Origin of the sequence: Jiangella aurantiaca, from assembly GCF_004349105.1 — a bacterium.
Classification (GTDB): Bacteria; Actinomycetota; Actinomycetes; order Jiangellales; family Jiangellaceae; genus Jiangella; species Jiangella aurantiaca.
In genome coordinates this window covers 1-26459 of the sequence record NZ_SMLB01000057.1, presented here as the reverse complement: position 1 = coordinate 26459, position 26459 = coordinate 1, and the positions used below count along the sequence as shown (strand labels likewise).

Here is a 26459-nt window from a genome sequence, read left to right as displayed (position 1 = left end):
CTCACCTGTTGCTACGACGTCGGAGTCATGCGCAGACGTGCACGGCGACGGGACAGGGTCGTCCGCACCGCGGTGACGACATTGGGGGCGAGGACCGACACGATCAGCAGCGAGCCGGTCACCACGGTCAGCGCCTCGGTGGACACGTCGGCCAGCCGCAATGCGTTCTGCAGCGACGTCAACAACACCACCCCGGCCAGGACGCCCGGCAGCGTGCCCTTGCCACCGAAGATGGAGACACCGCCCAGCAGCACGGCCGCCACCACCGTCAGCTCGAGCCCGGCGGCGTTGTCGGCGCGGGCGCTGGAGTAGCGCAGCGTCCAGAAGACACCGACCAACCCCGCGACGGCACCAGAAGTGACGTAGAGCCAGAACTTGACCCGGCCGACCGGGATGCCCGCGAACGAGGCGGCAGTGGCGTTGGCGCCGGTGGCGACGATGGCCCGGCCAGTGGGTGTCGCATGCAACACAGCGGCGAAGAGACCTGCGATCACGAGCATCGGGATCAGCACGTTGGGGATCGACGACGCCCCGAGGTCGCCAATGGTCCAGCCGGTGAAGTCGCGCGGGAAGTCGGCCACGGCCGTGTCGCCCAGCAGCACGAACGCCAGGCCACGGTACAGCGCCAAGGTACCGATGGTCACGGCGAGGGACGGCAGGCCGAGCGCGGTGACGAAGATGCCGTTGACCGCGCCGAGGACCGCACCGATGACGACGCAGAGCGGCATGATCGTCTCCAGCGGCAGTCCGTTGTTCCACATCACACCCATCGCCGAGCTGGTCAGCCCGACGGTGCTGGCGACCGACAGGTCGATCTCGCCAGTGACGATGATCAGCGTCATCGGCAGCGCCAGTAGCAGCACCGGCGCCAGATCCAGGATCAGGAAGCCGGCGTTGCGCGACGTGCCGAAGTGCTCGACTGTCAGCGCAGCGATCACGATGAACAGCGCCGTGACCACCACGACGGCGCCATCCCAGCCGACCATGCGGCTGGACCGGAGCCGGCCGGACTGTGGCCGATCGGCGACGCGGTCCGGCGCGGTCTCAGTCGACATGAGAGTCCTTCCTCCGCAAGGACGCGGACACCCGCAGCCCCACGAACCGGTCCAGGCCGATGGCGCCGAGAATCAGAGCGCCGACGATGGCCTGCTGCCAGAACTGGTCGACGCTGAGCACCGGCAGCGCGTTGCTGATGACCGTGAGCAGCAGCGCGCCGAGCGCGGCGCCGAACACCGTCCCGCTGCCGCCGAAGATGGCCACACCGCCCACGACAACGGCGGCGACCACGTTCAACTCCATGCCCGAGCCCGCGGAGGCGTCCACCGTCCCGAACCGGGCCGCATGCAGCACCCCGCCGAGACCGGCCAACGCGCCGCACAGCACGTAGGCGGTCAGCAGCCGCCGGCCGGCCGGGATGCCGGCCAGCTTCGCCGCCTCGGGGCTGGAGCCGAGCGCGTACATGTCCCGGCCGGCTCGGTACCGGGACAGAAACACCCCGGCCAGCACCACGACCACCAGCGACACGATGATCAGATACGGAATGCCGAGCACCCGGTCGGTGCCGAAGTCGAGAAAGCCGCGCGGCATGTCCGAAGCGTTGATGCGCGAGCCGCCCGCCACGAAATAGACGATGCCGCGGAAGACGTAGAGGGTGCCGAGCGTGGCCACCAGCGCCGGGACCTTGCCGAAGTGGATCACCGCGCCGTTGACCAGGCCGCAGCCGGCCCCGATGGCCAGCCCGAGCAGCATCGCCACCGGCACCGGGGTACCCGGGTTGACCTGCAGGAAGTCGGCCGTCACGTACGCAGAGAGCCCGAGCACGGAGCCCACCGAGAGGTCGATGCCGCGGGTCAGCACGACCACGGTCATGCCGACGGCCAACAGGATGGTGATGGCCGCGCCGAGAAGGATGTCACGGATGCTCTGCTGGCTGACGAACCGGGAGTTGACCGCCGCCGTCGCCGCGACCATCGCGACCAGCGCGATCAACAGGCCCAGCGCGCGGAACCGCAGCACGGCGTCGAGCAACGTCGAGCCGGTCCTCGTCGTGGGCGCGGAGTCGGTCGGACGTGCGACAAGGGTCATGCCGCCGCCCCCCGACCGGTCGCGAGGAACATCACGGACTCCTCGGTGGCCTCGGCGCGGCTCAGCTCGCCGGCCAGCCGGCCTTCCCGGATCACCAGGACTCGATCGGCCATGCCGAGCACCTCGGGCAGCTCCGACGAGACCATGACGATGGCGACTCCGTCGGCGGCCAGCTGCGACATCAGCCGGTGCACCTCGGCCTTGGTGCCGACATCGATGCCACGGGTGGGCTCGTCGACGATGAGCACCTTCGGGTCGGTGGCCAGCCACTTGGCCAGCGCAACCTTCTGCTGGTTGCCGCCGGACAGGGTGCCGGCCGGGTCGGTCAGCCGGCCGTAGCGGGTCTGCAGGCGCCGAGTCCACTCGGCCGCTTCGCGCCGTTCGGCACCGCCGGTGAGGAAGCCGAACCGGGACAACCGGTTGCGCCGGACCAAGGTGGCGTTGCGCATGATCGACAGGTCGAGGATCAGCCCCTGCTGCCGCCGGTCCTCGGGAACCAGTGCCACCCCGGCCCGCATAGCCGCCTTCGAGTTGCCGGCCGGAAGCGTTCGGCCGGCGACCCGGACGGTGCCGGCGTCGCGCGGGTCGATCCCGAACACTGCCTGCACCACCTCGGACCGGCCCGAACCGACCAGGCCCGCCAGCGCCACGATCTCACCGGCACGGACCTGGAACGAGACGTCGCGGAAGAGACCGGCGCGGCTCAGAGCTTCGACCTCGAGCACGACCGCGCCCGGAACGACGTCCTGCTTGGGGAAGAGCGCACCCAGCTCACGGCCGACCATCCGCCGCACGATCTGATCGATCGTCATCTCAGCCATCAGGTCGGTCGATACGTGCGCACCGTCACGCATCACCGTCACCCGCTGACACAACGCTTCGACCTCGTCGAACCGGTGCGAGATGAACAGCACCGCCGCCCCGGCGTCGCGCAGCCCTCGCACGACGGCGAACAGCCGCTCGACCTCGACACCTGACAACGCCGCCGTCGGCTCATCCATGATCAGCACAGTCGCATCGACGGAGATGGCCTTGGCGATCTCGACGATCTGCTGGTCGGCGATGGACAGCCCCTTCGCCGGCCGCTCCGGGTCCAGGGGCACGCCCAGTCGGGCGAACAATGCTGCGGCCTCGCGGTTCATCACGGCCCGATCGATCAGGCCGAGCCGCGCCCGCGGCTGGCGGCCGACGAAGATGTTCTCGGCGACCGACAGGTCGGGGAAGAGCGTGGGCTCCTGATAGATGACGGCGATGCCGGCGTCCTTGGCGGCGGCGGTGTTCGTGAACTCGACCGTCTCGCCGTTCACCGTGACGATCCCGGTGTCGGGCCGGTGCACCCCGGCAAGGATCTTGATCAGCGTCGACTTTCCGGCGCCGTTCTCACCGACCAGAGCGTGCGCCTCGCCGGGGAAGAGCTCGAGACGGGCGTCGCGAAGGGCCACCACCGAGCCGAACGCCTTGGTCACCCCGTCCAGCGACACGACCGGCCGGAGCTGTGGGGGCTCGGGCGCACTCCCCATAGCGGACAACAGTGTCCTCCAGATGACTGAATCGTTTCATGATCTTGCGTGGACTTTAGGCCTGGCCGTGGCAAAGGTCAACCCTGTCCGGCGAAAGCGTGCATGTCATCTGATGTTCAGGCCAGGGGTCGCCCCGCGCCAGCGGTTGATGATCAGAGGAGAGGGGCGGAGCGGCTGTCGAACCGCCACTCTCCGGCGCCGACGGTGTAGACGACCCAGCCCGGTTCCTCGCGCATGCTGGTGACGAGGCGAGACGGTGCAGCGGTGACCTCGCCCGCGGATGCCCCGGGTACCCACACCTCCGCCGTCGAGCCGACCGGGACCACGACGGTCAGCCGGAGCAACCGGCCGGTCTGGGTCCATGACGACCCCACGCGGCCGCGCACTGATTCGATGGTCAGCGACGCAGAGCCGACCTGGCTGCGCGCGTCCGGCCGGACCCGGAACTCCCGCCACCCGCCGGCCAGATTCACCAGGCCGGCGACGTGCTCGAGCAGCCACTGAGCCACGGTGCCGTGGAAGTAGTGATCGCGCGAGCGGGTGTCGACCTGCCACATCTCCCACATGGTGTCGGCGCCGTTGTCGATCCAGTGCCCCCAGCTCGGCTGGCTGCGCTGCAGCGCGATCTTGGCGGCGGCGTCGGCGTGACCGTACACGGTGAGGACCGGCAGCAGGACGCTGGTGCCGAGGCAGCCGGTGTTGAGGTGCCAGTCGCGCGCCTCGACGTCGGCGACGAGGTTGTCGACCACGGCCTGTACGTGCTCCGGAGGCACGAGCCCGAACGCCAGCGGAACCGCGTTGGACGTCTGCCGGTACCCGGGGTCGCGGGCGGTCCGGTAGAGGCCTCGCGCGATGTCGAGGAAGGTCTCGTTCAGCCGGGCCTTCAGTCCGTCGGCCGCGGCCCGCAGCCGAGCCGCATCGGCGTCGTGCCCCAGCAGGTCGCCGACCTCGGCAGTCGAGATCAGTGCGCGGTACAGGTATGCCGTCGCGGTCAGCCGGGTGTCCTCGGGCGGGTTGCCGCCGGTGCCGGGCGAGAGGTAGTCGCCGAGCGCCGTGACCGCCAGGCCGCTCTGCAGCCGGCCGAGCTCCCAGTCGAGGTAGGTCAGCACGGGCTCCCAGTGCTCGGCGAGGATGCGCTCGTCGCCGTACCAGCGGTGCATCTCGCGCAGCACGAACGGGTAGACGGTGGTCCACTCCGGCGCGGGTGCCAGCTCCTGGTAGCCCCAGCCGCCGCTGGGCACGATCACCGGGACCTGCCCGGAGCCGATCTGACTGTCGCGCAGATCGCCCAGCCACTTGGTGAAGAACCGGGCCATCCCGAGCGTCCCGGCCATGGTGGGCGCGCCGACCTGGGCGTCGCCGGTCCAGCCGTTCTTCTCGAACATCGGGGTATCGGTCGGGATGCTGTGCAGGTTGTTCAGGATCGTCCGCCGCATCATCCGCTCCAGCTGAACGTACATCGGCTGGTCGCAGTCGAACGTGGCGACCTCGACGACGTCCGAGTGCACGACCCGCATGGTGACGGTGTCAGCCGTCGGCGCCGCGGGCAGTCCGTCGAGCTGGACGTACCGGAAGCCCTTGTACGAGAACTTCGCCTCCCACACCTCCTCGCCGTCGCCGCGCGTCGTGTACTCGTCGAGCTGGAACCGGCCCGGGACGTGCCCTGTCGAGGCCTGGACGGTGCCGTTCGCGGCGACGGTCTCGCCGTGCCGCAGCCGGATCGTGGTGCCGGCCGGCGCAGTGACGCGCAGCCGGGTCCAGCCGGCCGCGGTGCGGCCGAAGTCAGCGACCCAGCTGCCCGGGACAGGCTCGGTCAGCCGGACCGGCGCGACGTCCTCGACCACGCGGATCGGCTCGTTCTCCTGGGCTCGGAGCGTTCCGGACGGCGCCGGGAGAACGGCCGCCGCGGACCAGGCGGAGGCGTCGAAGCCGGGCTCGGTCCAGCCGTCGGGAACCAGCCGGGCATCGAAGCTCTCCCCGGCGTAGAGGGAGTTCGACACCGTTGGCCCGCCGGTGACCCGCCAGTCCTGGTCGGTGGTGATCTCGGTGACACTCCCGTCGGCGTGCTCGACGACGAGGCGAGCGATCAGCCGGGGTTCGCCGTGCCACGGCGTCTGGTGCCACCGCCACACGTTGTCGGTGGTCATTCCGTAGAAGCCGCGGCCGAGTTCTGCGGCGAGAGTGTTTTCGCCCTGCCGCAGCAGGTCGGTGATGTCGTGTGTGACGTAGAGGACAGTCTCTTCGTAGTCGGTGAACCCAGGGTCCAGCACGGAGTCGCCCACGCGGGCGCCGTTGAGGTGAAGGTCGTGGTAGGCGACGCCGCTGGCGTAGAGACGGGCTCGCCTGACGGGTTTCGTCAGGTCGAACGAACGGCGCAGCAGCGGAGCCGGCTTCTCCGGCCGGGCGATGACGACACTGTTGCCCCACGGCCCCTGGCCGTACGGGGCGAGCACGGTGACGGCGTCCCATGCGGAGTCGTCGTGACCGGGCTGCTCCCAGCCGGGCGCCTCGGTGCCGGAGCTGCGCCAGGAGCCGTTGGTGACGAAGACCATGTCTTCCTGGTCGGCCGTGCGGACCAGCAGCTTGGCGATCAACCCGGCCGGGTTGACCGACGGGCCGGGCCGGTTCGTCGCACGGGCGGCGAACACGAGCTCGCCGCCGACGGCTCCGGCCACGACTGGCGTCACGTCCGCGATCTCCGCCGAGCGCCACCCGTCCACCTGCTGCGGCGCGGACAGGACGACCTCCCCGTCGAGGTATGCGGTGTAGTCGTCGTCGGCGGTCATCACGAGTTCGGCGGAGAGGACGCCGACGTCGGGCGGCAGCGCGAAGCGGCCGCGGAACCACTGGCTGCCCTCGGGCGCGTCCGATGTCGTCGCGCCCAGGCCCCACACCCACGACGCGCCGAGCAGGTCGAGCGTCTGGCGCTGCGGCACGGTGACCTGGCTGCCCCAGGGGCCCTGGCCGTACGGGGCGAGCACGGTCACCGCGTCCCAGCCGGTGTCGTCGTGGCCGGGCTGCGCCCAGCCGTTCCGCTCGGAGCTTGCGCTGCGCCAGGAACCGTCGGTGACCAGGACCAGCCGGTCGCCACTCACCGTCGTCACGACCAGTTTGGCCAGCAGGCCGCCGGGGTTGACGGAGCCCGAGCCGCGGTTGTGCGCGGCCGCGGCGACGACGAGGTCCGCCCCGACGGCGTCCCGGACCAGCGCCGTGACGTCCGCCGTCTCGGCCGTCTTCCAGCCGTCCGTCTGCACCGGAGACGACAGAACGGGCACGCCGCCGAGGTAGGCGGTGTAGTCGTCGTCGGCGGTCATCACCAGGTGGGCCGACGCGACGTCGAGGCCGGCGGGCAGGGCGAGCCGACCACGGAACCAGCCGGGGCCGGCGGGTGCGCCGTTCGCTGTCGCACCAGGCAGCCAGATCCACGACGCTCCGGCGACATCGCGGGGCTCCTGCGCCGGCTCCGGCTCCGCGCCGATCCAGCGAGCGCCGCCGAACCCTTCCTCCCGCAGGCCGGTCTCGAACCAGGCCGGCTCGCTCCAGCGGGCGCCGCGGCCGGACCCGTCCCACAGCCGGGCCCGCCAGTGATACCGGGTGCGCGGCGCCAGCTCCGGGCCGCCGTACTCGATGCCGACAGACGCCGAGTCGTCCACCTTGCCGGAGTCCCAAACGTCGGCTCGCTCAGGCGTGAGCAGATCCGGCGACGACGCCACCAGCACCTGGTACGCCGTCTGGGTGGCGGCGTGCCCGCTCGCCGCCGGGATCCACGACAGCCGCGGCCGCACGACATCAGTGCCGAGCAGCGTCGGCGCGTATTCCGTGGTCAGCCCGGTGCAGCGGAGCGGGCCGGCGTTCGCGACCGGTGCGGCCGACGCCGACGGGGCGCGATCCAGACCCCAGGTGACGGCGCCGGCGCCAACGGCCGCCGAGCCCAGGAACGTCCGGCGGCTCAATGGCCGTCCGCCGATGATCGGGCGGTCGTTCGTCGAGTCGTCGTGTCGGTCGGCCATGGTCGGACTCCTCTATGAATCGTTCCAATGGACGCTGCGCGCCTTCAGCACATGAGGGTTCGCCGGATCTGTCCGGCACAGTACGTTGCGTGGAACGCGGGTGGCAATGATCGCGGCTGGAACCGTCCGCATCGTGCCGCTCTGTCGGACGGTCAGGCGATCCGGGTGGCGCGGTAGAAGCCCTCGATGTGCTCGGCCACCATCCGCGCAGCGTCGTCGCCGTCACCGTCGGCCACCGCCGCGAGCACCGCGCGGTGCTCGGCTCGCAACCCGGCCGCGGCGGCGTCCCAGTCGGGCAGGTTCGGCGCGGCGGCCATGACGTAGCCGTGGATCGCCTCGCGCAGCGACGCCATGATGGTCGAGACCAGCACGTTGCCGGCCAGCGCGGCCAGCGCCACGTGGAACTCCGCGTCGAGCAGGTGGAACCGCTCGCGCGGCAGCCCGGGATCGTCCATCGCGTCGAGCAACAGCCCGGCGGCGGCCAGCTGGACCGGTTCCGCGCGGCCGGCCGCCTCGCGCACCGCCCACGACTCCAGCAGCACCCGGGTCTGGACGATGTCGCCCATGGGCAGGTGGCTGGTGGCCAGGTGCAGCCGCAGCGTCGCGGTCAGCGGCGACGCGGGCTCGGCGACGATGACGGCGCCGGCGTCGGGGCCGGAACCGACCGCGGTCCGGACGACGCCCATGGCCTCGAGGACGCGGATCGCCTCGCGGACCGACGGCCGGCTGACGCCCAGCTGCCCGGCCAGCGCCCGTTCGCCGGGCAGGCGGTCGCCCACGCGCAGCTTCCCGGCCGCCAGGTCGGCCTCCACCTGGCGCAGCACGAGCTCATGGGTCCTCACGAGATTGAACCCTACTGATACCGTGTGGTCTGACCACACATGGCAGACGTCCACGGAGCCGCTCCATGACCGACCGACAACTCCCCCGCTGGTCCGAGCTCAAGCCGCTGCTGCGCACGAAACGGCCTACGCTGAACCCGACGGACCGCCGGCTGGCGAGTGCGCTGACCATCGCCGATCTGCGCCGCATCGCGCGGATGCGCACGCCGCGATCGGTCTTCGACTACACCGACGGCGCGGCGGAGGCCGAGATCAGCCTGCGCCGGGCGCGGTCGCTGTTCGCGAACCTGGAGTTCCGGCCGTCGGTGCTGCACGACGTTTCCGACGTCGACACCACGACGACCATGCTGGGACAGCCGTCCGCGCAGCCGTTCGCGTTCGCGCCGACCGGCTTCACTCGGATGATGAACCACGAGGGCGAGAGCGCCGTGGCCCGGGTCGCCGAACGGGTCGGTATCCCATATTCGCTCTCGACGATGGGCACCACGTCCATCGAGGACGTCGCCGCCGCGGCGCCGCGGGCGCGCAAGTGGTTCCAGCTGTACGTGTGGAAGGACCGCTCGGCCGGCGAGGACCTGGTGAAGCGGGCCGCGAACGCCGGCTACGAGGCCCTCATGCTCACCGTCGACGTGCCGGTGGCCGGCGCCCGGCTGCGCGACGTGCGCAACGGCTTCACCATCCCGCCGACGCTGACGGCGAAGACGGTGCTCGACGCCGCCGCGCACCCGGCGTGGTGGCTGAACCTGCTGACCACGAAGCCGCTGCAGTTCGCCTCGCTGACGTCGTGGAAGGGCACCATCGCCGAGCTGCTGAACCTGCTCTTCGACCCGACGATGACCATCGACGACCTCGCGTGGCTGCGCTCGATCTGGTCCGGCCCGCTCATCGTCAAGGGCATCCAGACCGTCGAGGACGCCCAGCGGGTGGTCGACGCCGGGGCCGACGCGATCGTGCTGTCCAACCACGGCGGCCGCCAGTTGGACCGCGCGCCGGTTCCGCTGCGGATCCTGCCCGAGGTCGCCGCGGCAGTCGGCGACCGCACCGAGATCTACCTCGACACCGGCATCACCAGCGGAGCGGACATCGTGGCGGCGAAGGCGCTGGGCGCCGACGCCTGCCTGGTCGGACGCGCGTACCTGTACGGGCTGATGGCCGGCGGCGAACGAGGCGTGGCCCGGGCCGCACAGATCCTGACCACCGAGGTCCGGCGCACCATGCAGCTGCTCGGAGCCCGTACCGTGGACGAGCTGAACCCCAGCCACGTCCGGCTCCCCTGACCGCACACCACTTCATCGCGAGGAGACGACATGCAACTGATGCGCATCGGTGACCGGGGCGCAGAGCGACCCGCCGTCCGCGGCGACGACGGCACCGTGTACGACCTGAGCTCGGTCACCGGCGACATCGACGGCGCGTTCCTGGCCGGCGATGGGCTCGCGCGGGCCCGCGCAGCGCTGGCCGAGGGCGGCCTGCCGCAGCTGCCGGGCGAGGATGGACGCATCGGCGCGCCGATCGCCCGGCCGGGCAAGGTCGTGTGCATCGGGCTGAACTACCGCGACCATGCCGCGGAGACCGGCGCGGCGATCCCGCCGGAGCCGATCATCTTCATGAAGGCGCCGAACACCGTCGTCGGGCCGAACGACACCGTGCTGGTACCGCGCGGCAGCGTGAAGACCGACTGGGAGGTCGAGCTGGGCGTCGTCATCGGCAAGGAGGCGCGGTACCTGGACTCCCCCGAGGACGCGCTCGACGTCGTCGCCGGCTACGTCATCTCCAACGACGTCTCCGAGCGCGAGTTCCAACTCGAGCGCGGCGGACAGTGGGACAAGGGCAAGTCGTGTGAGACGTTCAACCCACTGGGCCCGTGGCTGGTGCCGGCCGACGAGGTCGACGACCCCGGCAAGCTGGGACTGCGGCTGTGGGTGAACGGCGAGAAGCGGCAGGACGGCACCACGGCCGACCTGATCTTCGGCATCGGGTACGTCGTCTGGTACCTGAGCCAGTTCATGGTGCTCGAGCCGGGCGACCTGGTGAACACCGGCACCCCGGCCGGTGTGGCGATGGGCATGCCCGGCCAGCCCTACCTGCGGGCCGGCGACGTCGTGGAGTTGGAGATCGACGGGCTCGGCCGGCAGCGCCAGGTCTTCGCCGACGCCTGACCTTTCTCCCGTTCCCCGGACACGCGAGGGGCCGGTCGCCTGAACCAGGCGCCGGCCCCTTCCCGCGTCAATCCGCCGTGCACATCTCCGCGGTGATGCGTTGACGACTTTGTCATCACCCGTGAGCGGACTCGTACTTCGCCAGGATGTCGGACGGGATGCGACCCCGGTCGGATACCTTCAGCCCCTGGTCGCGAGCCCATTCACGGATGGCCGTCGTGTCGGTGCGGCTGGCCCGCCCGCCGGTGTTCGCGGCTCGTCCGCGCCCCCGCCGGGCCGACGCCCGGCGAGCCGAGGCGACATACGGTGCCAGGGCGTCGCGGAGCTTGCCGGCGTTCTTGGCCGACAGATCGATCTCGTACGTGGCTCCGTCCAAGGCGAAGCTCACGGTCTCGGTGGCTTCACCGCCATCGAGATCGTCGAGCAGAATCACCTGAACCTTTTGCGCCATCGTTGGTCCTTCCTGCGGGGGGTGCACTCGAAGATTAGTGTGACATCACTATTGTTACGCCCCGGAACACTGATTTTCAATTCGTCTGCCGCGAGTCGTCGCGGTCGTTTTGTGAGGTGCTGCTCATTCGACGAAGCATCCGCACGTTACCCAGAGTATTCGGCTTGACCCGGTCGAGGTCGAGGAACTCGGCAACTCCTTCGTCGGCCGAGCGCAACAACTGTGCGTAGACGTCGGTGTCTACCGGCGTGCCTTCCACTCGCTCGAATCCATGCCCGGCGAAGAAGTCGACCTCGAACGTGAGGCAGAACACCCGTACGACGCCGAGTTCTTCGGCCACCCGCAGCAAACGGGAGAGCAGCGCGTGCCCGACACCATGCCGGCGCCATTCCGGTGCGACGGCGAGGGTACGGACCTCCGCCAGATCCTCCCACATGACGTGCAACGCACCACAACCGACTACAGTGCCCGGCACACCGTCCGAAACCGTTTCGGCCACCCAGAACTCCTGGATGTCCTCATAGAGGGTGACAGTCTCTTTGGATAGCAGGATCCGCTGTGCCGCGTATCCGTCGAGCAGGCCACGGATGTGCCGTACATCGGCGGTACGCGCCCGCCGCACCCGAAAGCTCTGATCCGGCTCGATATCGGCCGGTGGCGTCATTCCGGCTTCACCAGCGGGAACAAGATCGTCTCACGAATGCCCGAGTCGGTGAGCAGGATCATCAGCCGGTCGATTCCCAGTCCCATGCCACCGGTGGGCGGCATGCCGTATTCGAGGGCCCGCAGGAAGTCCTCGTCCAGTTGCATGGCCTCGGGATCGCCGGCGGCGGCCTTGAGCGACTGCGCCGTCAGCCGCTCCCGCTGCACCACGGGGTCGACCAACTCGGAGTACGCCACGCCCATCTCGACGCCGCGGATGACGAGGTCCCACGCCTCGGTGAGCCGCGGGTCGTCGCGGTGCGGCCGGGCCAGCGGCCGGACCTCCTCTGGATAGTCGCGGATGAACGTGGGCATCAGGAACGTGTGCTCGGCCAGCTTCTCGAACAGCTCGAGCACGACCTCGCCATGGCCCCACGTCGGATCCAGCCCGACCTCGTGCTTCTCGGCCAGCTCGCGCAACCGCTCGACCGGAGTGTCGATGGTGACGTGCTCGCCGACGGCCTGTGAGACGGCCCCGTGCAGGGTGACGTGCCGCCAGGGCGCCTCGAGGTCGATCTCGCCGCCACGGCCGTCGGGCACGACGGTGGTACCGATGGCGCGCGCGGCGTCGACCACCAGATCGCGGGTGAGCTCGGCCATCGTGTCATAGTCACCGTACGCCGCGTAGGCCTCGAGCATCGTGAACTCGGGGCTGTGTGTGGAATCGATACCCTCGTTTCGAAAAATGCGACCGATCTCGTAGACCTTGTCGACGCCACCGACGATGGCCCGCTTGAGGTACAGCTCCAGGGCGATGCGCAACGTCATCGGAATGTCGAACGCATTCAGGTGCGTCTGGAATGGACGCGCCGCCGCGCCGCCGTGGATCAGCTGCAGAACCGGCGTCTCGACCTCGATGTAGCCGTGCCGATGCAACGTTTCTCGCACCGACCGCGTGACGGTGGCGCGAGTTCGCACCATGGTCCGCGCGTCCGGATTGACGATGAGGTCGACGTAACGCTGCCGGACCCGGGTTTCCTCATTCAAATCCTTGTGCGCCACCGGCAGCGGGCGCAGCGCCTTGGAAAGCATGGTCCAGCGGTCGGCCGTCACCGACAGCTCGCCGCGCTTACTGACGATGACCTCACCTTCGACGCCGACGTGATCGCCGATGTCGACCAAGTGCTTCCACGAGGCCAGGTTCTCCTCGCCGACGCGGTCGAGCGAGAGCATGACCTGCAGTTCGGTGCCGTCGCCTTCGCGCAGCCGGGCAAAGCAGAGTTTGCCGGTGTTGCGCAGGAAGATCACCCGGCCGGCGACGGATGCGCGGTCGCCGGTTTCGGTACCGGCGGGCAAGTCGGGATAAGCCGCCCGGAGCGCGGCGAAGGTGTGGCTGCGCGGGAATCCGAGACGATACGGCGGCTCGCCCGACGCCAGCAACTCGGCGCGCTTCTCGCGCCGGATGCGCATCTGTTCGGGCAAATCCTGATCGTCGGTCGGCGGCAGTCCACTCATGAGGGCCAAGCCTAGCCAGAGGCGGACCGCCAGGTCGCAGGCGGCGGCGAGTCCCACGAGGGAAAGGAAACTCAGCCAGAGGCGGACCGCCAGGTCGCAGGCGGCGGCGAGTCCCACGAGGGAAGGGAAACCACGCGGTGCGCCGTCCCGGCCGTTCGCGGCCAGGCGGGCAGGCACGGATTGGTTGCCGCCGATACCGCGGACTGTCACGCTGGGTGTGGAGGTGAGGTCGATGAGCACAGTGGAAGTCGTCGACCGTGGCGCCCGTGAGATCGTCGTATTCCTCTCCGGCGAGGTCGGCACCGATCCCGACGACGCCTTCGGCCCGGCCATCGACGAGGTCGACCGCCTGGAGCAGCTGAACGCGCTCGACCACGTGGTCGTCGACATGCACCGGGTCACCGGCATGACCGACGCCGCCATCGAGTTCCTGCGCGAGCTGTCGTCGCGCGGTCAGTCGGCGGGGTTCCAGGTGTCGTTCGCCGCCGTCAGCGGGCCGGCGCACCGGGCGATCGAGGCGAACGGCTGGTCGTTCGTCGAGCACAGCCCGCCGAAGCCCGGCTGACGAACCGTCAGCGCTCGGAGAAGCCCTGCCGCCAGCTCGGGTGGTCGGGCCTCCAGCCGAGCTCGCGCCTGGCCTTGGCATTGGACGCGCCGCGCAGCGTGGTCATGAACGTCACGCCGAACTCGCCGATGAGCGGCCGGGCCAGCCACACGGGGATCCGCCGTGGCGGCTTCGCGCCGAGCGCGGCGGCCAGCGTCGTGATGACCTCCGCGGCCGGCGCGGGGTCGTCGTCGACGATGTTGTAGACGCCGGGCGCGCCGCCCTCGATCGCCGCGAGCGTGGCGCGCGCGGCGTCGTCGATGTGGATGACCGACCACACCGCGGTGCCGCCGCCGACGATCGGGAAGCGCCGCTTGCGCAGCAGGCCGGGGACCTCGTCGCCGGTCAGCCCGGTGCCGCGGCCGTAGAAGCCGCCGTAACGCAGGGCCAGCCCGTCGATGCCGGGCGTGGTGGTCGTGACCCGCTCCACGTACTGGATGGCTCGCAGCGACTCGCGGCACGCGGCCGGCGGGTTCGGTTCCAGCGGGTCGTCCTCGGTCTTCACGGATCCGCCGCTGCGCGCGTTCGGCCAGCCCGTGAAGCTCTGCGCCACGAACCGGGTCGCCCCGGCGGCCAGGGCCGCGGCCATCAGGTGGTCGGTGCCCTCGGTGCGCAGCCGGTTGGTGACCGCGAATCCCTCGTCGAACCGCCTCATGTCACCCATGCCCGCGCTCAGCGCGGTCTGCTGGTGGACGACGACGTCCGGGCGGGCCGCGCGGACGGCAGCCATGACGCTGCCGGCGTCGAGACCGTCCATCACCACGCCCTCGGCGCCGGCGGCGCGCAGCTCGGCCAGCTTGGACTCCGACCGGGTGCTGCCGGTCACCTCGTGTCCGGTCTCGACCAGCATCGGGACCAGTGACCGTCCCACGGCGCCGGTGGCGCCGGCCAGGAAGACTCGCATGTCCTTCTCCTCGTCTCGTGTCCTGCCCCCTCCGACGTGGACACCCGCCGTCCTGTGACAGGATCGGCGCGTGACCGATCTCGCGGTCGCCCACGACGACCTGCGGCCGCTGATGTTCTCGGTGGCCTACCGCATGCTGGGCAGCGTCAGTGAGGCCGAGGACGTCGTGCAGGAGGCGTTCCTGCGCATGCACCGCGCGGCCGAGTCGGGCACCCGCGCGGACTCCCCCGAGGCGTACGCCACCACCGTCACCACCCGGCTGGCCATCGACGCGCTGCGCTCGGCCCGGCACCGGCGCGAGCAGTACGTCGGGCCGTGGTTGCCGGAGCCGCTGCTGACCAGCGATGACGACCCCGCCCGGCGGGTCGAGGAGACCGAGACGCTGTCGACGGCGTTCCTCGTGGTGCTCGAGACGCTTTCGCCGGTGGAGCGGGCGGTGTTCCTGCTGCGCGAGGTGTTCGGCTACGGCTACGACGAGATCGCCGCGATCGTGGAGCGCACCGAGGCCAACTGCCGGCAGCTGATGACCCGCGCCCGCAAGCACATCGAGGAGCGGCGGCCCCGGTTCGAGGCGTCGCGCGACCGCCGCGACGCGCTGGCCCGCGCGTTCTTCGCCGCCGTGCGCGACGGCGACGTCGCCGCGTTGGAGCACCTGCTCGCCGAGGAGGTCGTGTTCCACGGCGACGGCGGCGGCAAGACCGCGGCGGTGCGGAGGCCGCTGACCGGCACGCTGCAGGTGGCCCGTTTCCTGGCCAATCTGGGCCGCACCGGCGCCCAGCTGGGCGTCGTCATGGAGCCGGTGACGGTGAACGGCCAGCGCGGTGCCCGCGTCTCCGCCGCCGACGGCGCCGTGCTGGGCGTGCTGTCGCTGACCATCGCCGACGGCCGGGTCGTCGGCGTGCATAACCAGATCAACCCCGACAAGCTGCACCACCTGGGCCCGGTCGGCGACCTCAACGCGCTGCTCGGCAGCCGATGAGGCCCGTGTGCCGGGGCCATCCACGTCAGGCGGCGGGGTGGTTGCGGTCGAACACCAGCCGCAGGCCCATCAGCGTCAGCCAGGGCTCGTGGTGCTGGATCGTGGTCGACTCGTCGAGCACCAGCGGCGCCAGCCCACCCGTCCCGATCACCGTGACACCGTCGAGCCCCACCCCCAGCTCCGTCGCCATGCGGGTGACGACGCCGTCGACCTGGGCGCTGAAGCCGTACAGTGCGCCGGACTGCAGCGCCTCGACCGTGTTCTTGGCGATGACCGACCGGGGCCGGACCAGCTCGACCCGGCGCAGCTGGGCCGCGGCGTTGCGCAGCGCCTCCAGCGACACGTCGATGCCGGGGGCGATCGCGCCGCCGATGTACTCGCCCCGCGCCGAGACCACGTCGAACGTCGTGGCGGTGCCGAAGTCGACGATGATGCACGGCCGTCCGGTGCCGTACCGGTGCATGGCGGCAAGGGCGTTGACGATGCGGTCGGTGCCGACCTCGCGCGGGTTGTCCATCAGGATCGGCACGCCGGTCTTCACGCCGGGTTCCACCAGCAGTGACGGCACGTCGGCGTAGTAGCGCTGCGTGAGCCATCGCATCTCGCGCTGCACCACGGGGACCGTCGAGCAGATGGCGACACCGTCGACCGGCTCGTCGGTCCCCGCGAACAGTCCGCGCAGCAGCGCCATGATCTCGTCGGTGGTGCGCGTGGCGACGGTGGCCACGCGCCAGTGGTGCCGCACCTCGAGACCGTCGAGCAGCCCGATGACGGTCTCGGTGTTACCGACGTCGATCGCCAGCAGCATTGTGCCTCATTGCCTTTCCCTTGTGGGACTGGCCGTCGCCCGGGACCTTGCGGTCGGCCTTGGGTCTACTCCGCCTCGACGGCGACCACGTCGAGGCCGAGGTCCAGCGCCTGGACGGAGTGGGTCAGGGCGCCGGTGGACAGGTAGTCGACGCCGGTGGCGGCGTACGCGCCGGCTTGCGCCAGCGTCAGCCCGCCACTGACCTCGAGCCGGGCCCGTCCGTCCACCACCTTCACGGCCTCGAGCACGTCGTCGACGCCGAAGTTGTCCAGCAGCACCAGATCGGCACCGGCCTCGACCGCCTCGCGGGCGCCGTCGACGTCGTCGACCTCGATCTCGACCGGGATGTCCGGATAGGCCCGCCGGACCGCCTGGAACGCCGCGGTGATGCCGCCGGCCGCGGCGATGTGGTTGTCCTTGATCAGCGCCGACTCGGACAGCGTCGACCGGTGGTTGACCCCGCCGCCCACCCGCACCGCGTACTTCTCCAGCGGGCGGAGCAGCGGCGTGGTCTTGCGGGTGTCGCGAACGGCGGCGGACGTGCCGGCCAGCGCGTCGACCCAGGCCCGGGTGGCCGTGGCGATGCCGGACAGCCGGCTGGCGAGGTTCAGCGCGGTCCGCTCGGCCAGCAGCAGCTGGCGCGTGCGGCCGTGCACCGTCAGCACCTTCGCGCCAGCCTGGACCTCGGCGCCGTCGGCGGTGTGCCGCTCGATCTCGACGCCGGCGTCGGTGGCCGCGAAGACCGCCTCGGCCACCGGGAGCCCGGCGAGCACGCCGGCCTCGCGGACTCCGAGCACGGCGGCGGCCCGCTGGTCGGCGGGCACCGTCGCGGCGGTGGTGACGTCTTCGCCGCCACCGAGGTCCTCCTCCAGGGTGGCCCGGACCAAGTCCTCGACGTATCGGGGATCGAGACCCGCCTCGCTCAGCGCGAGTGTCACGGGCTCGGGCAAACTCATCGTTACTCCTTCATGGGCTCATATGTCGTCATGAGGACGCCGTCCGGGTCCACGACGCTGACCAGGTGGCCGCGCCAGCGAGCGTCGTCCCGGTCCGGGAAGTCCTCACGCCAATGACCGCCACGCGTCTCTTCCCGCATGGCGGCATGCCGACCGAGCGTAACGGCCACGGTGTGCAGATTGGTCGTCTCCCACGAATCCGGTGTCATTCCGTCCGCAACGGGCTCGGCGGCGAGACTCGCGAGCCGGGCCGCGAGCGTCGTCAACGACGACTCCGAGCGCAGCACACCGGCGCCGGCCGTCATCGCGGACTGGACGAACGGGCGCGCGTCGGCGTCGAGCAAGCCGACCGGCCCGCTGCGCTCGACCGGGTCGCCGGGGCGCGCGTCGCCCAGCGACGCCGCGAGGTCCTCGGCGATGCGATGCCCCCAGACGAGCCCTTCGAGCAGCGAGTTCGACGCGAGCCGGTTGGCGCCGTGCACGCCGGTGCAGGAGGCCTCGCCGCACGCGTACAGACCGGGAACGCTGGTGCGGCCGCGACGGTCGGTGCGCACGCCGCCGCTGGCGTAGTGCTGGGCCGGCGCGACGGGCACGAGGTCGGTGGCCGGGTCGATGCCGTACGAGCGGCAGCGGGCGACGATGGTGGGGAACCGCTCTTCCAGGAACGCCCCGCCGAGGTGCCGGGCGTCCAGCCAGACGTGCTCGGCGCCGGTCTCGGCCATCGCCGTCATGACGCCCTTGGCGACGACGTCGCGCGGGGCCAGCTCGGCCAGCTCGTGCCGGCCCTTCATGAACCGGCGGCCCTCGACGTCGCGAAGGACGGCGCCCTCGCCGCGGACCGCCTCGGAGATGAGCGGCTGCTGCCCCTTCGCCGACCGGCCGAGCCACAGCACCGTCGGGTGGAACTGGACGAACTCGAGGTCGGCCACCTGCGCGCCGGCCCGCAGCGCCGCCGCGACGCCGTCGCCGGTGGAGACCGGCGGGTTGGTGGTGGACGCGTAGACCTGGCCGAGCCCGCCGGTGGCCAGCACGACCGCCCGGCCGAGCGCCGCGCCGACGCCGCTGGTGCTGCCGGCGCCGATGACGTGCAGCACGACGCCGCAGGCGTGACCCGTGGCGTCGGTGAGGACGTCGGTGACCAGCGCGTGCTCGACGACCTCGATCTGCGGGTCCTCGCGGACCGCGGCCAGCGCGTCGAGCAGCGCCCGCGAGATCTCCTTGCCGGTCTGGTCGCCGCCGGAGTGCGCGATGCGGTCGCGGCGGTGGCCACCCTCGCGGGTCAGCGCGATGGAGCCGTCGGCGGCCAGCTCGAACTCCGCACCCAGCTCGACCAGCTCGCGGACCCGCCGTGGTCCCTCGGTGACCAGCGTGCGGACGGCGTCCTCGTCGCACAGGCCGACACCGGCGACGAGAGTGTCGCGCAGATGCTGCTCGGGGCTGTCCTCTGGGTCGAGCGCCGCGGCGATGCCGCCCTGGGCCCACGCGGTGGCGCTGTCGGACAGCCGGGTCTTGGTCACCAGCAGGACCCGGCCGGCCTTGCGGGCCTCGAGCGCCGTGGTCAGCCCGGCGATGCCGCTGCCGACCACGACGACGTCGGCGGACACCGTCCAGCCGGGGTCCTCGGTGCGCAGTCGGCGGGGGATGCGTACTCCGGTCACGCCGCAAGAGCCTACGCCCCGGGTGCGTCAGGGCAGGTCGACGGCGATGTTGTCGATCAGCCGGGTGGCGCCGGCGCGGGCGGCGACCAGCAGCCGGGCCGGGCCGTGCCGCGGGTCGGGTGCGAGGTCGGCGGCGCGCAGCTCCAGGTAGTCGACGGCGACGGCGTCCGGCTCGCGGTCGAGCTCGGCCCGGGCGGCGGCGAGGACGGCGTCGGGCCCGCCCGCTGCGGCGTCCGCGCCCGCCAGCAGCGCCCGCGAGAGCACCAGCGCCGCCGTCCGCTCGCCGGCCGAGAGGTAGCGGTTGCGGCTGGACAGCGCCAGCCCGTCCGCCTCGCGCACCGTGGGCACGCCGACGATCTCGTACGGCAGCTCCAGGTCGGCCACCATGCGGCGGACCAGAGTGAGCTGCTGGTAGTCCTTCTCGCCGAACAGCGCGTAGCTGGGCACGGTGAGGTTGAGCAGCTTCGCGACCACAGTCAGTACGCCGGAGAAGTGGCCCGGCCGCACCGCGCCCTCGAGCTCGGCGCCCAGCGGCCCGGGCGCGACAGTGACCTGCGGCTCGCCGTGCGGGTACAGCTCGTCCGTGGCCGGCGCGAACACGACGTCCACACCTTCGTCGGCGCACATGGCGCGGTCGGCGTCGAACGTGCGCGGGTAGCGGTCGAAGTCCTCGCCGGGGCCGAACTGCAGCGGGTTCACGAAGACCGTCACGATCACCGTGCCGCCGGTGCCGACCTCGTCGCGGGCCGCGCGCATGAGGGCGCGGTGTCCCTCGTGCAACGCGCCCATCGTCATGACGACGGCGCTCTCGTTCTCTCCGCGCGACAGCGCCTCGGCGAGCTCGTCGCGGGTGCGGGCGACGATCGGGTCGGTCACGGTCACACTCTGACGTGTCGGGCCGTGCATGCGCCAGTTTGCAGCGTGCCGCTCTCGTCACACCGGCCTCACCGGGTGACGATCGTCTGCACCTCCGCGACCGGCAGGTCGAACGTGGCCGACGTGGTCTGCGGGTCGAGCGGGCCCTGCGGCTCGCCGTTGGCGAACCACTCGATGCTCCACCGGCTCTCCGCCAGCACGGTCGAGACACCGCCGGCGAGGTGGGCGCTGGACCGGGTGAACGTCAGCGCGCAATCGGAGGTCGCGCCGGATGTCCAGGCGACGCCGTGGCCGTCGCAGGCGACCGGCGCGGCGTTGCTGGCGGAGAAGTTCATCCCGCTCAGCGTCGCGTCGACGCGGGCCTCGTTGTCGCCGGCCGCGGCGTGCACCTCCAGCTCCACCGGGCCGTCGTCCAGCCACAGCCAGGTGGGCACATTGACGACGGTGGCGCCGTCGCCGTCGCGCCGCGGGTTCCAGCCGATCTGCGGGTCGGGCAGCGTCAGCTCGTCGTAGGCGACCTCCATGAGCAGCCGCGGCGGGATCGGCGGGACGGGGACCGGCTCACCCGGCCGGACGTAGACGCCCGGGTGCTCGTCGAACCACTCGTCGGAGTACTCGATGAACTCGCTGATGTCACCGTCGTAGTCCTCGCTGGAGCACATGCCGCCCCACCAGCGGCCCTCGGTGTCGTCCTTGTACTGCTCGTAGTTGGGGTACGGCGGGATCGGGTTGCCGTCGGGGTCGCGCCCGTTGCCGTACTTCTGGATCCACTCGTAGTACTCCTTGCCGGTCTGACCCTGGATGTAGCGGCACGGCGGCAGCACGGTGACCGTTTCGGCCGGGATCTCGTAGCCCTCGTCGCCGGAGGTGGTCCCCGACCCCCAGACGGTGATGTTGATGGCGCCGTCCTCGGCGCCGGGCGTCGAGCCGCCGTCCTCGTCGTCGCAGCTGCCGATGCCGCACCGCGGCGCCGGGTCGGCCGCCGCCGGCGGGACCGCGGCCGCCGTCAGGCCGGTCGCAATGAGCAGGGCGGGCGCCAGGCCGAGAGCGGCGCGCCGGACCATCGGGAGTCGGTTCAGCATGATTCGTCCTCGTCGAGTGTGTTCTCGTTGACTCGCCAGCCGCCGCCGTCGTTGGCCAGCACGGCGTGCATGGGGATGACCGGGTGCTGGTCGACGCCGTCGGGAGCCCGCTCCTCGCCGTCATCGATCAGCACGACCTCGGAGCCGTCGACGCATCCGCCGAGCACCACCAGGGTGTCGCTGCTCTCCTCGACGACAGGCGTGATGACCATCTGGCCGCCGTAGCGGATGCCGTTGTCGACCTGGTACTCCAGCGAGCTCTCGACACCGTCGACGACCGGCGCGGCGGCCAGCCCGGCGAGCTGCTCGCTGAGCCGCACCTCGCCCAGTGACCACCGCCACTCGCGGGCGAACTCGACGTACGTGGCCAGCGCGGCCGCCTCGGCAGGTCCGGACGGCGGCGGCGTGACGATGGTGACACCCGCCTCGGGGAAGGCGTGCTCGGTCGGGCCGGCCTCGGTCGGCTCGTCGGTCGCCGTCGCCTCGTCCGTCGCAGTGGGCGTGGTCGTGGCGGAGGTGGTCGCCTCGTCGAGGCCGGTGGGCTCCTCGCCGCCGCTCTCACCGCACCCGGCGAGCGTCAGCACGCCGGCGCAGAGCGTCAGAAGGGTCGCGCGGAAGCGTCGCGGTGGATGGGCAAGCACGCGCTATCGCTCCTCGCGGACCGGATACGGACGGTTTGCGTGTGCCCGGGCGCAAGGTAACACAAAATCCCGTGACAGCGGTACGGGGGCCGAGTACCGTACGGCGACTGTGCGCCTGTTCGCCACCCTCGTCATTCTCGGGTTCCGCCGGTGGTCGACGTACCGGCTGGCGACCGCGGCCGGCGCCTTCACGAACACCGTCTTCGGACTGATCAAGGCGTCCATCACCGTCGGCGCGATCGGCGCGGCGGGCGGCACGCTGGCCGGCTACGACGCGCTCGCCGGCGCCACCTACGCGTGGGTCGTGCAGGCTCTGGTCGCCCCGGTGAACGTGTTCCAGTGGAACGAGCTGGCGCTGCGCATCCGCGACGGCGACATCGCCGTCGACCTCGCCCGTCCGCTCGACCCGCAGTTCGCCTACCTCGCCGGGTTCCTCGGCCGGGCCATCCACCAGTTCATTCCGCGTGGCGCACCGCCACTGCTGGCCGGCGCGCTGGTCACCGGGCTGGCGCTGCCGACGACGCCCCTGCCGTACCTCCTCGGACTGGTGAGCGTCGTGCTGGGGGTCTCGGTGTCGTTCGCGAGCTGGTGGCTGGTGAACCTGGCGGCGTTCTGGCTGATCGAGCTGCGCGGGCTGCTCACCCTGCACATCGTCGGTATGAGCGTTCTGTCCGGCCTGGTGATCCCGGTGCATTGGTTCCCGGACCGGCTGGCCACGCTGGCCGCGCTGACGCCGTTCCCGTCGATCCTGCAGGCGCCGGTCGACGTCATCACCGGGCGGGCCGAAGGTACGGCGGCGCTCGGCGTGCTGGCCGTCCAGGCGGCGTGGCTGGCCGGCGTCCTGCTGCTGGGCCGGCTGGTGTTCGCGCGCGGCGCCCGGAAGCTGGTGGTGCAGGGTGGCTGATCGATCGGCCGGCCGCTGGCGGCCGTACCGGGTCCTACTCGGTTCGCGGATGCGCTCGCAGACGGCCTACCGGCGCTCGTTCGTGTCCGACGTGCTGGGCAGTGTCGGCATCGGGCTGGTGGAGTTCGCCGAGGTGTACATCCTGTTCGCCAACGTCGACGTGCTCGGCGAGCTGGACTTCGCCGCCGCCGCGCTGCTGTTCGCGCTGGCCAACCTCGGCTTCAGCGTGGCCGACCTGCTCGTCGGGCACGCCGACCACCTGCCGGTGTACCTGCGCGAGGGGACGCTGGACGCGTTCCTGCTCCGCCCGCTGCCCGTGTTGGCGCAGCTGATCACCAGCGATGTCTCGCTCCGCCGGCTCGGCCGGGTCGCCGTCGCCGTCGCGGTGCTCGTCGTGGCGCTGCCGCTCAACGACATCGACTGGACGGCTGGCAAGGTCGCGCTGCTCGTGCTCACGCCGCTGACCGCGACCGCCGTCTTCGCCGCGCTGTTCGTCTGCGCGGCGGCCGTGCAGTTCTGGCTGGTCGAGGGCGCGGAGTTCACCAGCTCGTTCACCTACGGCGGCTCCTACGCGGCGAACTATCCGGCCAGCATCTTCAGCCTGCCGATGCGGCTGCTGTTCACGTTCGTCGTGCCGGCCGCGTTCACCGCCTACCTGCCGGTGCTCGTGCTGCTGGACCTGCCGGGTCCGGCGGGCACGCCGCAGTGGCTGGGCTGGTGCGCGCCGCTGGCCGCCGTCGTCATCTGGGCCGTCGCCCTGACCGGCTGGCGGGCCGGCCTTCGCCACTACACCGGGACGGGATCATGACCGAGCCGATCATCCAGGTACGCGACCTGCGCCGCGAGTTCGTCGTCCGCAGCCCGGCCGGCCGGCTGCGCCGCGCGCGCACCGTCGTCGCCGCTGTCGACGGCCTGACCTTCGACCTCGCCGAGGGCGCCGCCGTCGGGTACATCGGGGCGAACGGGGCCGGGAAGTCCACGACCATCAAGATGCTCACCGGGATCCTGGTCCCGACGGCGGGGACGGTGCGCACCTGCGGGCTGGACCCGGTGCGCCGGCGCCGCGAGCTGGCCCGGCAGATCGGCGTCGTGTTCGGCCAGCGCAGCCAGCTCTGGTGGGACCTGCCACTGGCCGAGTCGTTCCGCGCGCTCGCGGCCATCCACCGGCTGCCGGACGCGACCTGGCCGGCCCGCCGCGACGAGCTGGTCGACCGGCTGGACCTCGGCGCGTTCCTGGCGACGCCGGTGCGGCAGCTCTCGCTCGGCCAGCGGATCCGGGGCGAGATCGCGGCCGCGCTGCTGCACTCGCCCCGGCTGCTGATCCTCGACGAGCCGACCATCGGGCTGGACGTGCTGAGCAAGGAGCGGCTGCGGGTCTTCCTCGCCGAGCAACGCACGCTGCACGGCACGACCTTGCTGCTCACGACGCACGACATGGACGACGTGCAGCGGCTCACCAACCGCATCCTGGTGGTCGACCACGGCCGGCTCGTCTACGACGGGACGCTGCCCGGCCTGAGCGCACAGGTCGGCGCGGAACGCGTCATGGTCGTCGACCTGGTCGAACCGGTGCCCGACCTCGGTGCCATCGACGGAACCCGCCGCGTCGCCGTCGAGTCGGACGGGCTGCGGCACCGGCTGGCGTTCACCCCGGAGCGGACGACGGCGGGCGCGATCCTGGAGGCGGTCGGCCGCCACGGCCAGGTGCGCGACCTCGCCATCGAGGAGCCCGACATCGAGGACGTCGTGCGCCGCCTCTACTTGGCCCAGGTCACCGGCGACGGCCGCGTGCCGTGATCACGGCGCCGGCGGCTCCGCGAGCACGTCGAGCAGCGCCTCGGCGTCGCCGGCCTTGAGCCGTCCGGCGGCCAGCGCCCGCCCGGCGGTGCGCCGGGCCAGCGCCACGTAGGTGCTCACCGACTCGGGGCGGGCAGCGGCGATCTCGGCGAGGTGACTGGCGACGGTGCCGGCGTCGCCGCGCGAGACCGGCCCGGTGAGCGCGTCGTCGCCCTGACGCAGGCTGTTGTCCAGGGCCGCGGAGAGCAGCGGCGCCAGCACCTTGTCGGGCTCGGCCACGCCGGTGGAGCGCAGCAGGTCCATCGCCTCGTTGACCAGCGTGACCAAATGGTTCGCCCCGTGCGTCAGCGCCGCGTGGTAGAGCGCGCGGTGCTGCTCGGCGATGCGGATCGGCTCGGCGCCCATCTCGACGACGAGCGCCTCGGCGACCGGCCAGAGCGGCTCAGGCGCCGTGATGCCGAACGTCGCGCCGGACAGCCGCTGGAGGTCCACCGACGTGCCGGTGAACGTCATCGCCGGGTGCAGCGCCAGCGGCAGCGCACCCGCCTTCGTCGCGGGGTCGAGCACGCCCACGCCGTACCGGCCGCTGGTGTGCGCCACGAGCTGCCCAGGCCGGATGGTGCCGGTGGCGGCCAGCCCCTCGACCAGCGCGGGCAACGCATCGTCGGGGACGGCGAGCAGCACCAGCCCGGCGCGGGCGAACACCTGCGGCACCTCGACCAGCGGCACGTCGGGCAGCAGCGCGCCGGCTCGGGTGCGGCTGGTGAGCGAGACGCCGTACCCGGCGACCACGTGGTGGCCGGCCCGCGCCAGCGCCGCGCCGAGCGCCGCGCCCACCCGCCCGGTGCCGACGACACCGACGTCGAGTCGCGCCGGCCGTTCCTCCGTCACAGCGACCAGGCTAGATCAACCACGCCGCTCAGCGTGCGTCCCGCTGCGGTTCACGCTCGTCGAACCGACGCTGTCGGTGGGGCCGGTTAGAGTTGGCCGCATGTTCGAAGAAGCGCTGCTGACTGCTCCGTCACCGGGTGTCGACCCGCTGGCGGAGTGGACGGTGGCGTGGCCGTATGACTCGGTCGACGACGTCGACCCGGTGCTGCTGCGGGAGCTGTGCACCGGCGAACCCGCCCCACGATCACCGACATCGGCGAGGTGCCGGCCGGCCCGGAACTGGCCGCGCGGCTGGCGCTTGTGGACCCGTCGGCGGCGGACGCGCCTGATCTGGTGGAGACGATCGGGGGCTGGGCCCGGCTAGCCGCGTGGGCCGCCGCGGGTGAGGCGGCCGCGTCGGCCGAGCTCGCGTCGCGGCCGCAGATGCGCCCCGATCACACGGGGTATCGGTCGGTGAACCCGGTCACCAACACTGCCGTCGAGATCGCCGGACGCTGCCAACTGACCACCCGGCAGGCGGAGAACCAGGTCGGCCATGCGGTGCAGTTGGTGGAGGACTTCCCCGACACTCACGCCGCGCTCGCCTCTGGGGTGATCGATCTGCGGCGGGCGCGCGTGATCACCGACGAGCTGGGTGGGCAGGACCCCGATGTTCGGGTGCGGGTGGAGGCGGCGGTGCTGCCGAAGGCGCCGTTCCTGGACTCGGTCGCACTACGCAAACTGATCAAACTGCTGCTGCACGAACTCGCCCCGGTGCAGACCGCGGAACGGCACGAGAACGCTCGCGACCGCCGCTACGTCGCGGTGACGCCGGCGTCGGATGGCATGACGCATCTGGAGGCGTCGCTGCCGGCCGAAGACGCGATCGCCCTGAACACCGCGTTGAACGCCGCCGCGGCGGATGCCAAGCGCGCCGACGCCGCGGCCGGCCGCCCGGCCCGCACGCAGGACCAGCGCCGCACGGACGCGCTCGCCGACCTGGGCTGGGCCTTCCTCACCGCCTGCACCGACACCGCCACCGGCCCGACCTGCCACGCAGCCGACCAAGCCACCGCCAGCCGCACGACCGGCCGCGCGAGCAGCCCTGCCGGCCACGCAGGCCCCCGGATCACGCACCCCACGTCCGGCGACGCCC

At 71.7% G+C, this 26459-nt stretch carries 24 protein-coding genes; 8 read left to right on the top strand and 16 right to left on the bottom strand.

Features of this window, described 5'->3' with window-relative positions:
• Window positions 1–11: 11 nt before the first annotated feature.
• The 5 genes from E1262_RS26405 to E1262_RS26385 form a co-directional block, all read right to left on the bottom strand.
• Window positions 12–1055 (bottom strand): ABC transporter permease, encoded by a 1044-nt coding sequence (locus E1262_RS26405; RefSeq protein ID WP_132107273.1) that lies wholly within the window; start codon window positions 1053–1055, stop codon window positions 12–14.
• The gene (locus tag E1262_RS26400; protein WP_132107271.1) at window positions 1045–2085 is read right to left on the bottom strand and encodes an ABC transporter permease; all 1041 of its coding nucleotides are present in this window, start codon (window positions 2083–2085) and stop codon (window positions 1045–1047) included. The genes E1262_RS26405 and E1262_RS26400 overlap by 11 nt, the downstream gene beginning before the upstream one ends.
• Window positions 2082–3605: a sugar ABC transporter ATP-binding protein gene (locus E1262_RS26395; protein WP_132107269.1), complete on the bottom strand. Its 1524-nt coding sequence runs from the start codon at window positions 3603–3605 to the stop codon at window positions 2082–2084. The genes E1262_RS26400 and E1262_RS26395 overlap by 4 nt, the downstream gene beginning before the upstream one ends.
• A gap of 152 nt (window positions 3606–3757) precedes the next feature.
• Window positions 3758–7615 (bottom strand): family 78 glycoside hydrolase catalytic domain, encoded by a 3858-nt coding sequence (locus tag E1262_RS26390; protein ID WP_203454479.1) that lies wholly within the window; start codon window positions 7613–7615, stop codon window positions 3758–3760.
• A gap of 152 nt (window positions 7616–7767) precedes the next feature.
• A complete protein-coding gene (locus tag E1262_RS26385) occupies window positions 7768–8457 on the bottom strand; it encodes a FadR/GntR family transcriptional regulator (protein WP_203454474.1) in 690 nt (229 codons plus the stop codon).
• Between the two features lie 65 nt (window positions 8458–8522).
• On the opposite strand from E1262_RS26385, the gene E1262_RS26380 reads away from it, so the two are divergent.
• Window positions 8523–9734 (top strand): alpha-hydroxy acid oxidase, encoded by a 1212-nt coding sequence (locus tag E1262_RS26380; RefSeq protein ID WP_132107267.1) that lies wholly within the window; start codon window positions 8523–8525, stop codon window positions 9732–9734.
• 30 nt (window positions 9735–9764) lie between these two features.
• Complete coding sequence (locus E1262_RS26375; RefSeq protein WP_132107265.1) at window positions 9765–10616, top strand: fumarylacetoacetate hydrolase family protein; 852 nt, start codon at window positions 9765–9767, stop codon at window positions 10614–10616.
• Between the two features lie 115 nt (window positions 10617–10731).
• Here E1262_RS26375 and E1262_RS26370 read toward each other — a convergent pair whose 3' ends face one another.
• The 3 genes from E1262_RS26370 to lysS form a co-directional block, all read right to left on the bottom strand.
• Complete coding sequence (locus tag E1262_RS26370; protein WP_132107292.1) at window positions 10732–11067, bottom strand: histone-like nucleoid-structuring protein Lsr2; 336 nt, start codon at window positions 11065–11067, stop codon at window positions 10732–10734.
• A gap of 76 nt (window positions 11068–11143) precedes the next feature.
• Window positions 11144–11731, bottom strand: coding sequence for an amino-acid N-acetyltransferase (locus E1262_RS26365; protein WP_132107262.1), 588 nt, complete (start codon window positions 11729–11731; stop codon window positions 11144–11146).
• Window positions 11728–13233, bottom strand: a complete 1506-nt coding sequence (gene lysS, locus E1262_RS26360; RefSeq protein ID WP_420810561.1) for a lysine--tRNA ligase — start codon at window positions 13231–13233, stop codon at window positions 11728–11730. Before lysS ends, E1262_RS26365 begins: the two co-directional genes overlap by 4 nt.
• Window positions 13234–13456: 223 nt before the next feature.
• Here lysS and E1262_RS26355 point away from each other — a divergent pair, with 223 nt between their 5' ends.
• Window positions 13457–13789 (top strand): STAS domain-containing protein, encoded by a 333-nt coding sequence (locus tag E1262_RS26355; protein WP_132107260.1) that lies wholly within the window; start codon window positions 13457–13459, stop codon window positions 13787–13789.
• Window positions 13790–13796: 7 nt separating this feature from the next.
• On the opposite strand, the gene E1262_RS26350 is transcribed toward E1262_RS26355, so the two are convergent.
• Window positions 13797–14732 carry an NAD-dependent epimerase/dehydratase family protein gene (locus E1262_RS26350; RefSeq protein WP_132107258.1) on the bottom strand — a complete coding sequence of 312 codons (936 nt, stop codon included), beginning with the start codon at window positions 14730–14732 and terminating at the stop codon, window positions 13797–13799.
• Window positions 14733–14802: 70 nt separating this feature from the next.
• Between E1262_RS26350 and E1262_RS26345 the strand changes: the two genes are divergently transcribed.
• A complete protein-coding gene (locus tag E1262_RS26345; protein ID WP_203454472.1) occupies window positions 14803–15711 on the top strand; it encodes an RNA polymerase sigma-70 factor in 909 nt (302 codons plus the stop codon).
• A 25-nt stretch (window positions 15712–15736) separates the two neighbouring features.
• Here E1262_RS26345 and E1262_RS26340 read toward each other — a convergent pair whose 3' ends face one another.
• The 6 genes from E1262_RS26340 to E1262_RS26315 all read right to left on the bottom strand — a co-directional run bounded on the left by E1262_RS26340 (window position 15737) and on the right by E1262_RS26315 (window position 21732).
• Window positions 15737–16519 (bottom strand): type III pantothenate kinase, encoded by a 783-nt coding sequence (locus E1262_RS26340; protein ID WP_132107256.1) that lies wholly within the window; start codon window positions 16517–16519, stop codon window positions 15737–15739.
• Between the two features lie 65 nt (window positions 16520–16584).
• On the bottom strand, window positions 16585–17475 hold the full coding sequence (gene nadC / locus E1262_RS26335; protein ID WP_132107254.1) for a carboxylating nicotinate-nucleotide diphosphorylase: 891 nt from the start codon (window positions 17473–17475) through the stop codon (window positions 16585–16587).
• A 2-nt stretch (window positions 17476–17477) separates the two neighbouring features.
• Window positions 17478–19133, bottom strand: a complete 1656-nt coding sequence (locus tag E1262_RS26330; protein ID WP_132107252.1) for an L-aspartate oxidase — start codon at window positions 19131–19133, stop codon at window positions 17478–17480.
• Window positions 19134–19160: 27 nt separating this feature from the next.
• Window positions 19161–20039 (bottom strand): pantoate--beta-alanine ligase, encoded by an 879-nt coding sequence (panC, locus tag E1262_RS26325; RefSeq protein ID WP_132107250.1) that lies wholly within the window; start codon window positions 20037–20039, stop codon window positions 19161–19163.
• A 38-nt stretch (window positions 20040–20077) separates the two neighbouring features.
• A complete protein-coding gene (locus E1262_RS26320) occupies window positions 20078–21091 on the bottom strand; it encodes a hypothetical protein (protein ID WP_132107248.1) in 1014 nt (337 codons plus the stop codon).
• A complete protein-coding gene (locus E1262_RS26315) occupies window positions 21085–21732 on the bottom strand; it encodes a hypothetical protein (RefSeq protein WP_132107246.1) in 648 nt (215 codons plus the stop codon). The genes E1262_RS26320 and E1262_RS26315 overlap by 7 nt, the downstream gene beginning before the upstream one ends.
• 109 nt (window positions 21733–21841) lie before the next feature.
• Here E1262_RS26315 and E1262_RS26310 point away from each other — a divergent pair, with 109 nt between their 5' ends.
• Genes E1262_RS26310 through E1262_RS26300 form a run of 3 tightly spaced genes read left to right on the top strand, consistent with a single transcriptional unit; the run spans window position 21842 to window position 24433 of the window.
• Complete coding sequence (locus E1262_RS26310; protein WP_132107244.1) at window positions 21842–22636, top strand: ABC transporter permease; 795 nt, start codon at window positions 21842–21844, stop codon at window positions 22634–22636.
• The gene (locus E1262_RS26305) at window positions 22629–23444 is read left to right on the top strand and encodes an ABC transporter permease (protein WP_203454470.1); all 816 of its coding nucleotides are present in this window, start codon (window positions 22629–22631) and stop codon (window positions 23442–23444) included. The genes E1262_RS26310 and E1262_RS26305 overlap by 8 nt, the downstream gene beginning before the upstream one ends.
• Complete coding sequence (locus tag E1262_RS26300) at window positions 23441–24433, top strand: ABC transporter ATP-binding protein (protein WP_132107243.1); 993 nt, start codon at window positions 23441–23443, stop codon at window positions 24431–24433. The genes E1262_RS26305 and E1262_RS26300 overlap by 4 nt, the downstream gene beginning before the upstream one ends.
• Here the strand turns inward: E1262_RS26300 and E1262_RS26295 are convergent, their stop codons facing one another.
• Window positions 24434–25324 carry a Rossmann-like and DUF2520 domain-containing protein gene (locus E1262_RS26295; RefSeq protein WP_238993060.1) on the bottom strand — a complete coding sequence of 297 codons (891 nt, stop codon included), beginning with the start codon at window positions 25322–25324 and terminating at the stop codon, window positions 24434–24436.
• A gap of 219 nt (window positions 25325–25543) precedes the next feature.
• Between E1262_RS26295 and E1262_RS26290 the strand changes: the two genes are divergently transcribed.
• On the top strand, window positions 25544–26459 hold a 916-nt coding region (locus tag E1262_RS26290; protein ID WP_132107239.1), incomplete at its 3' end, for a DUF222 domain-containing protein.

Coding starts and splice junctions, on each gene's coding strand:
- E1262_RS26365 (WP_132107262.1), bottom strand. CDS start 11,731: ATGACGCCACCGGCCGATATCGAGCCGGATCAGAGCTTTCGGGTGCGG.
- E1262_RS26405 (WP_132107273.1), bottom strand. CDS start 1,055: ATGTCGACTGAGACCGCGCCGGACCGCGTCGCCGATCGGCCACAGTCC.
- E1262_RS26300 (WP_132107243.1), top strand. CDS start 23,441: ATGACCGAGCCGATCATCCAGGTACGCGACCTGCGCCGCGAGTTCGTC.
- E1262_RS26370 (WP_132107292.1), bottom strand. CDS start 11,067: ATGGCGCAAAAGGTTCAGGTGATTCTGCTCGACGATCTCGATGGCGGT.
- E1262_RS26375 (WP_132107265.1), top strand. CDS start 9,765: ATGCAACTGATGCGCATCGGTGACCGGGGCGCAGAGCGACCCGCCGTC.
- E1262_RS26355 (WP_132107260.1), top strand. CDS start 13,457: ATGAGCACAGTGGAAGTCGTCGACCGTGGCGCCCGTGAGATCGTCGTA.
- E1262_RS26350 (WP_132107258.1), bottom strand. CDS start 14,732: ATGCGAGTCTTCCTGGCCGGCGCCACCGGCGCCGTGGGACGGTCACTG.
- E1262_RS26400 (WP_132107271.1), bottom strand. CDS start 2,085: ATGACCCTTGTCGCACGTCCGACCGACTCCGCGCCCACGACGAGGACC.
- panC (WP_132107250.1), bottom strand. CDS start 20,039: ATGCACGGCCCGACACGTCAGAGTGTGACCGTGACCGACCCGATCGTC.
- nadC (WP_132107254.1), bottom strand. CDS start 17,475: ATGAGTTTGCCCGAGCCCGTGACACTCGCGCTGAGCGAGGCGGGTCTC.
- E1262_RS26395 (WP_132107269.1), bottom strand. CDS start 3,605: ATGGGGAGTGCGCCCGAGCCCCCACAGCTCCGGCCGGTCGTGTCGCTG.
- E1262_RS26390 (WP_203454479.1), bottom strand. CDS start 7,615: ATGGCCGACCGACACGACGACTCGACGAACGACCGCCCGATCATCGGC.
- E1262_RS26340 (WP_132107256.1), bottom strand. CDS start 16,519: ATGCTGCTGGCGATCGACGTCGGTAACACCGAGACCGTCATCGGGCTG.
- E1262_RS26380 (WP_132107267.1), top strand. CDS start 8,523: ATGACCGACCGACAACTCCCCCGCTGGTCCGAGCTCAAGCCGCTGCTG.
- E1262_RS26320 (WP_132107248.1), bottom strand. CDS start 21,091: ATGCTGAACCGACTCCCGATGGTCCGGCGCGCCGCTCTCGGCCTGGCG.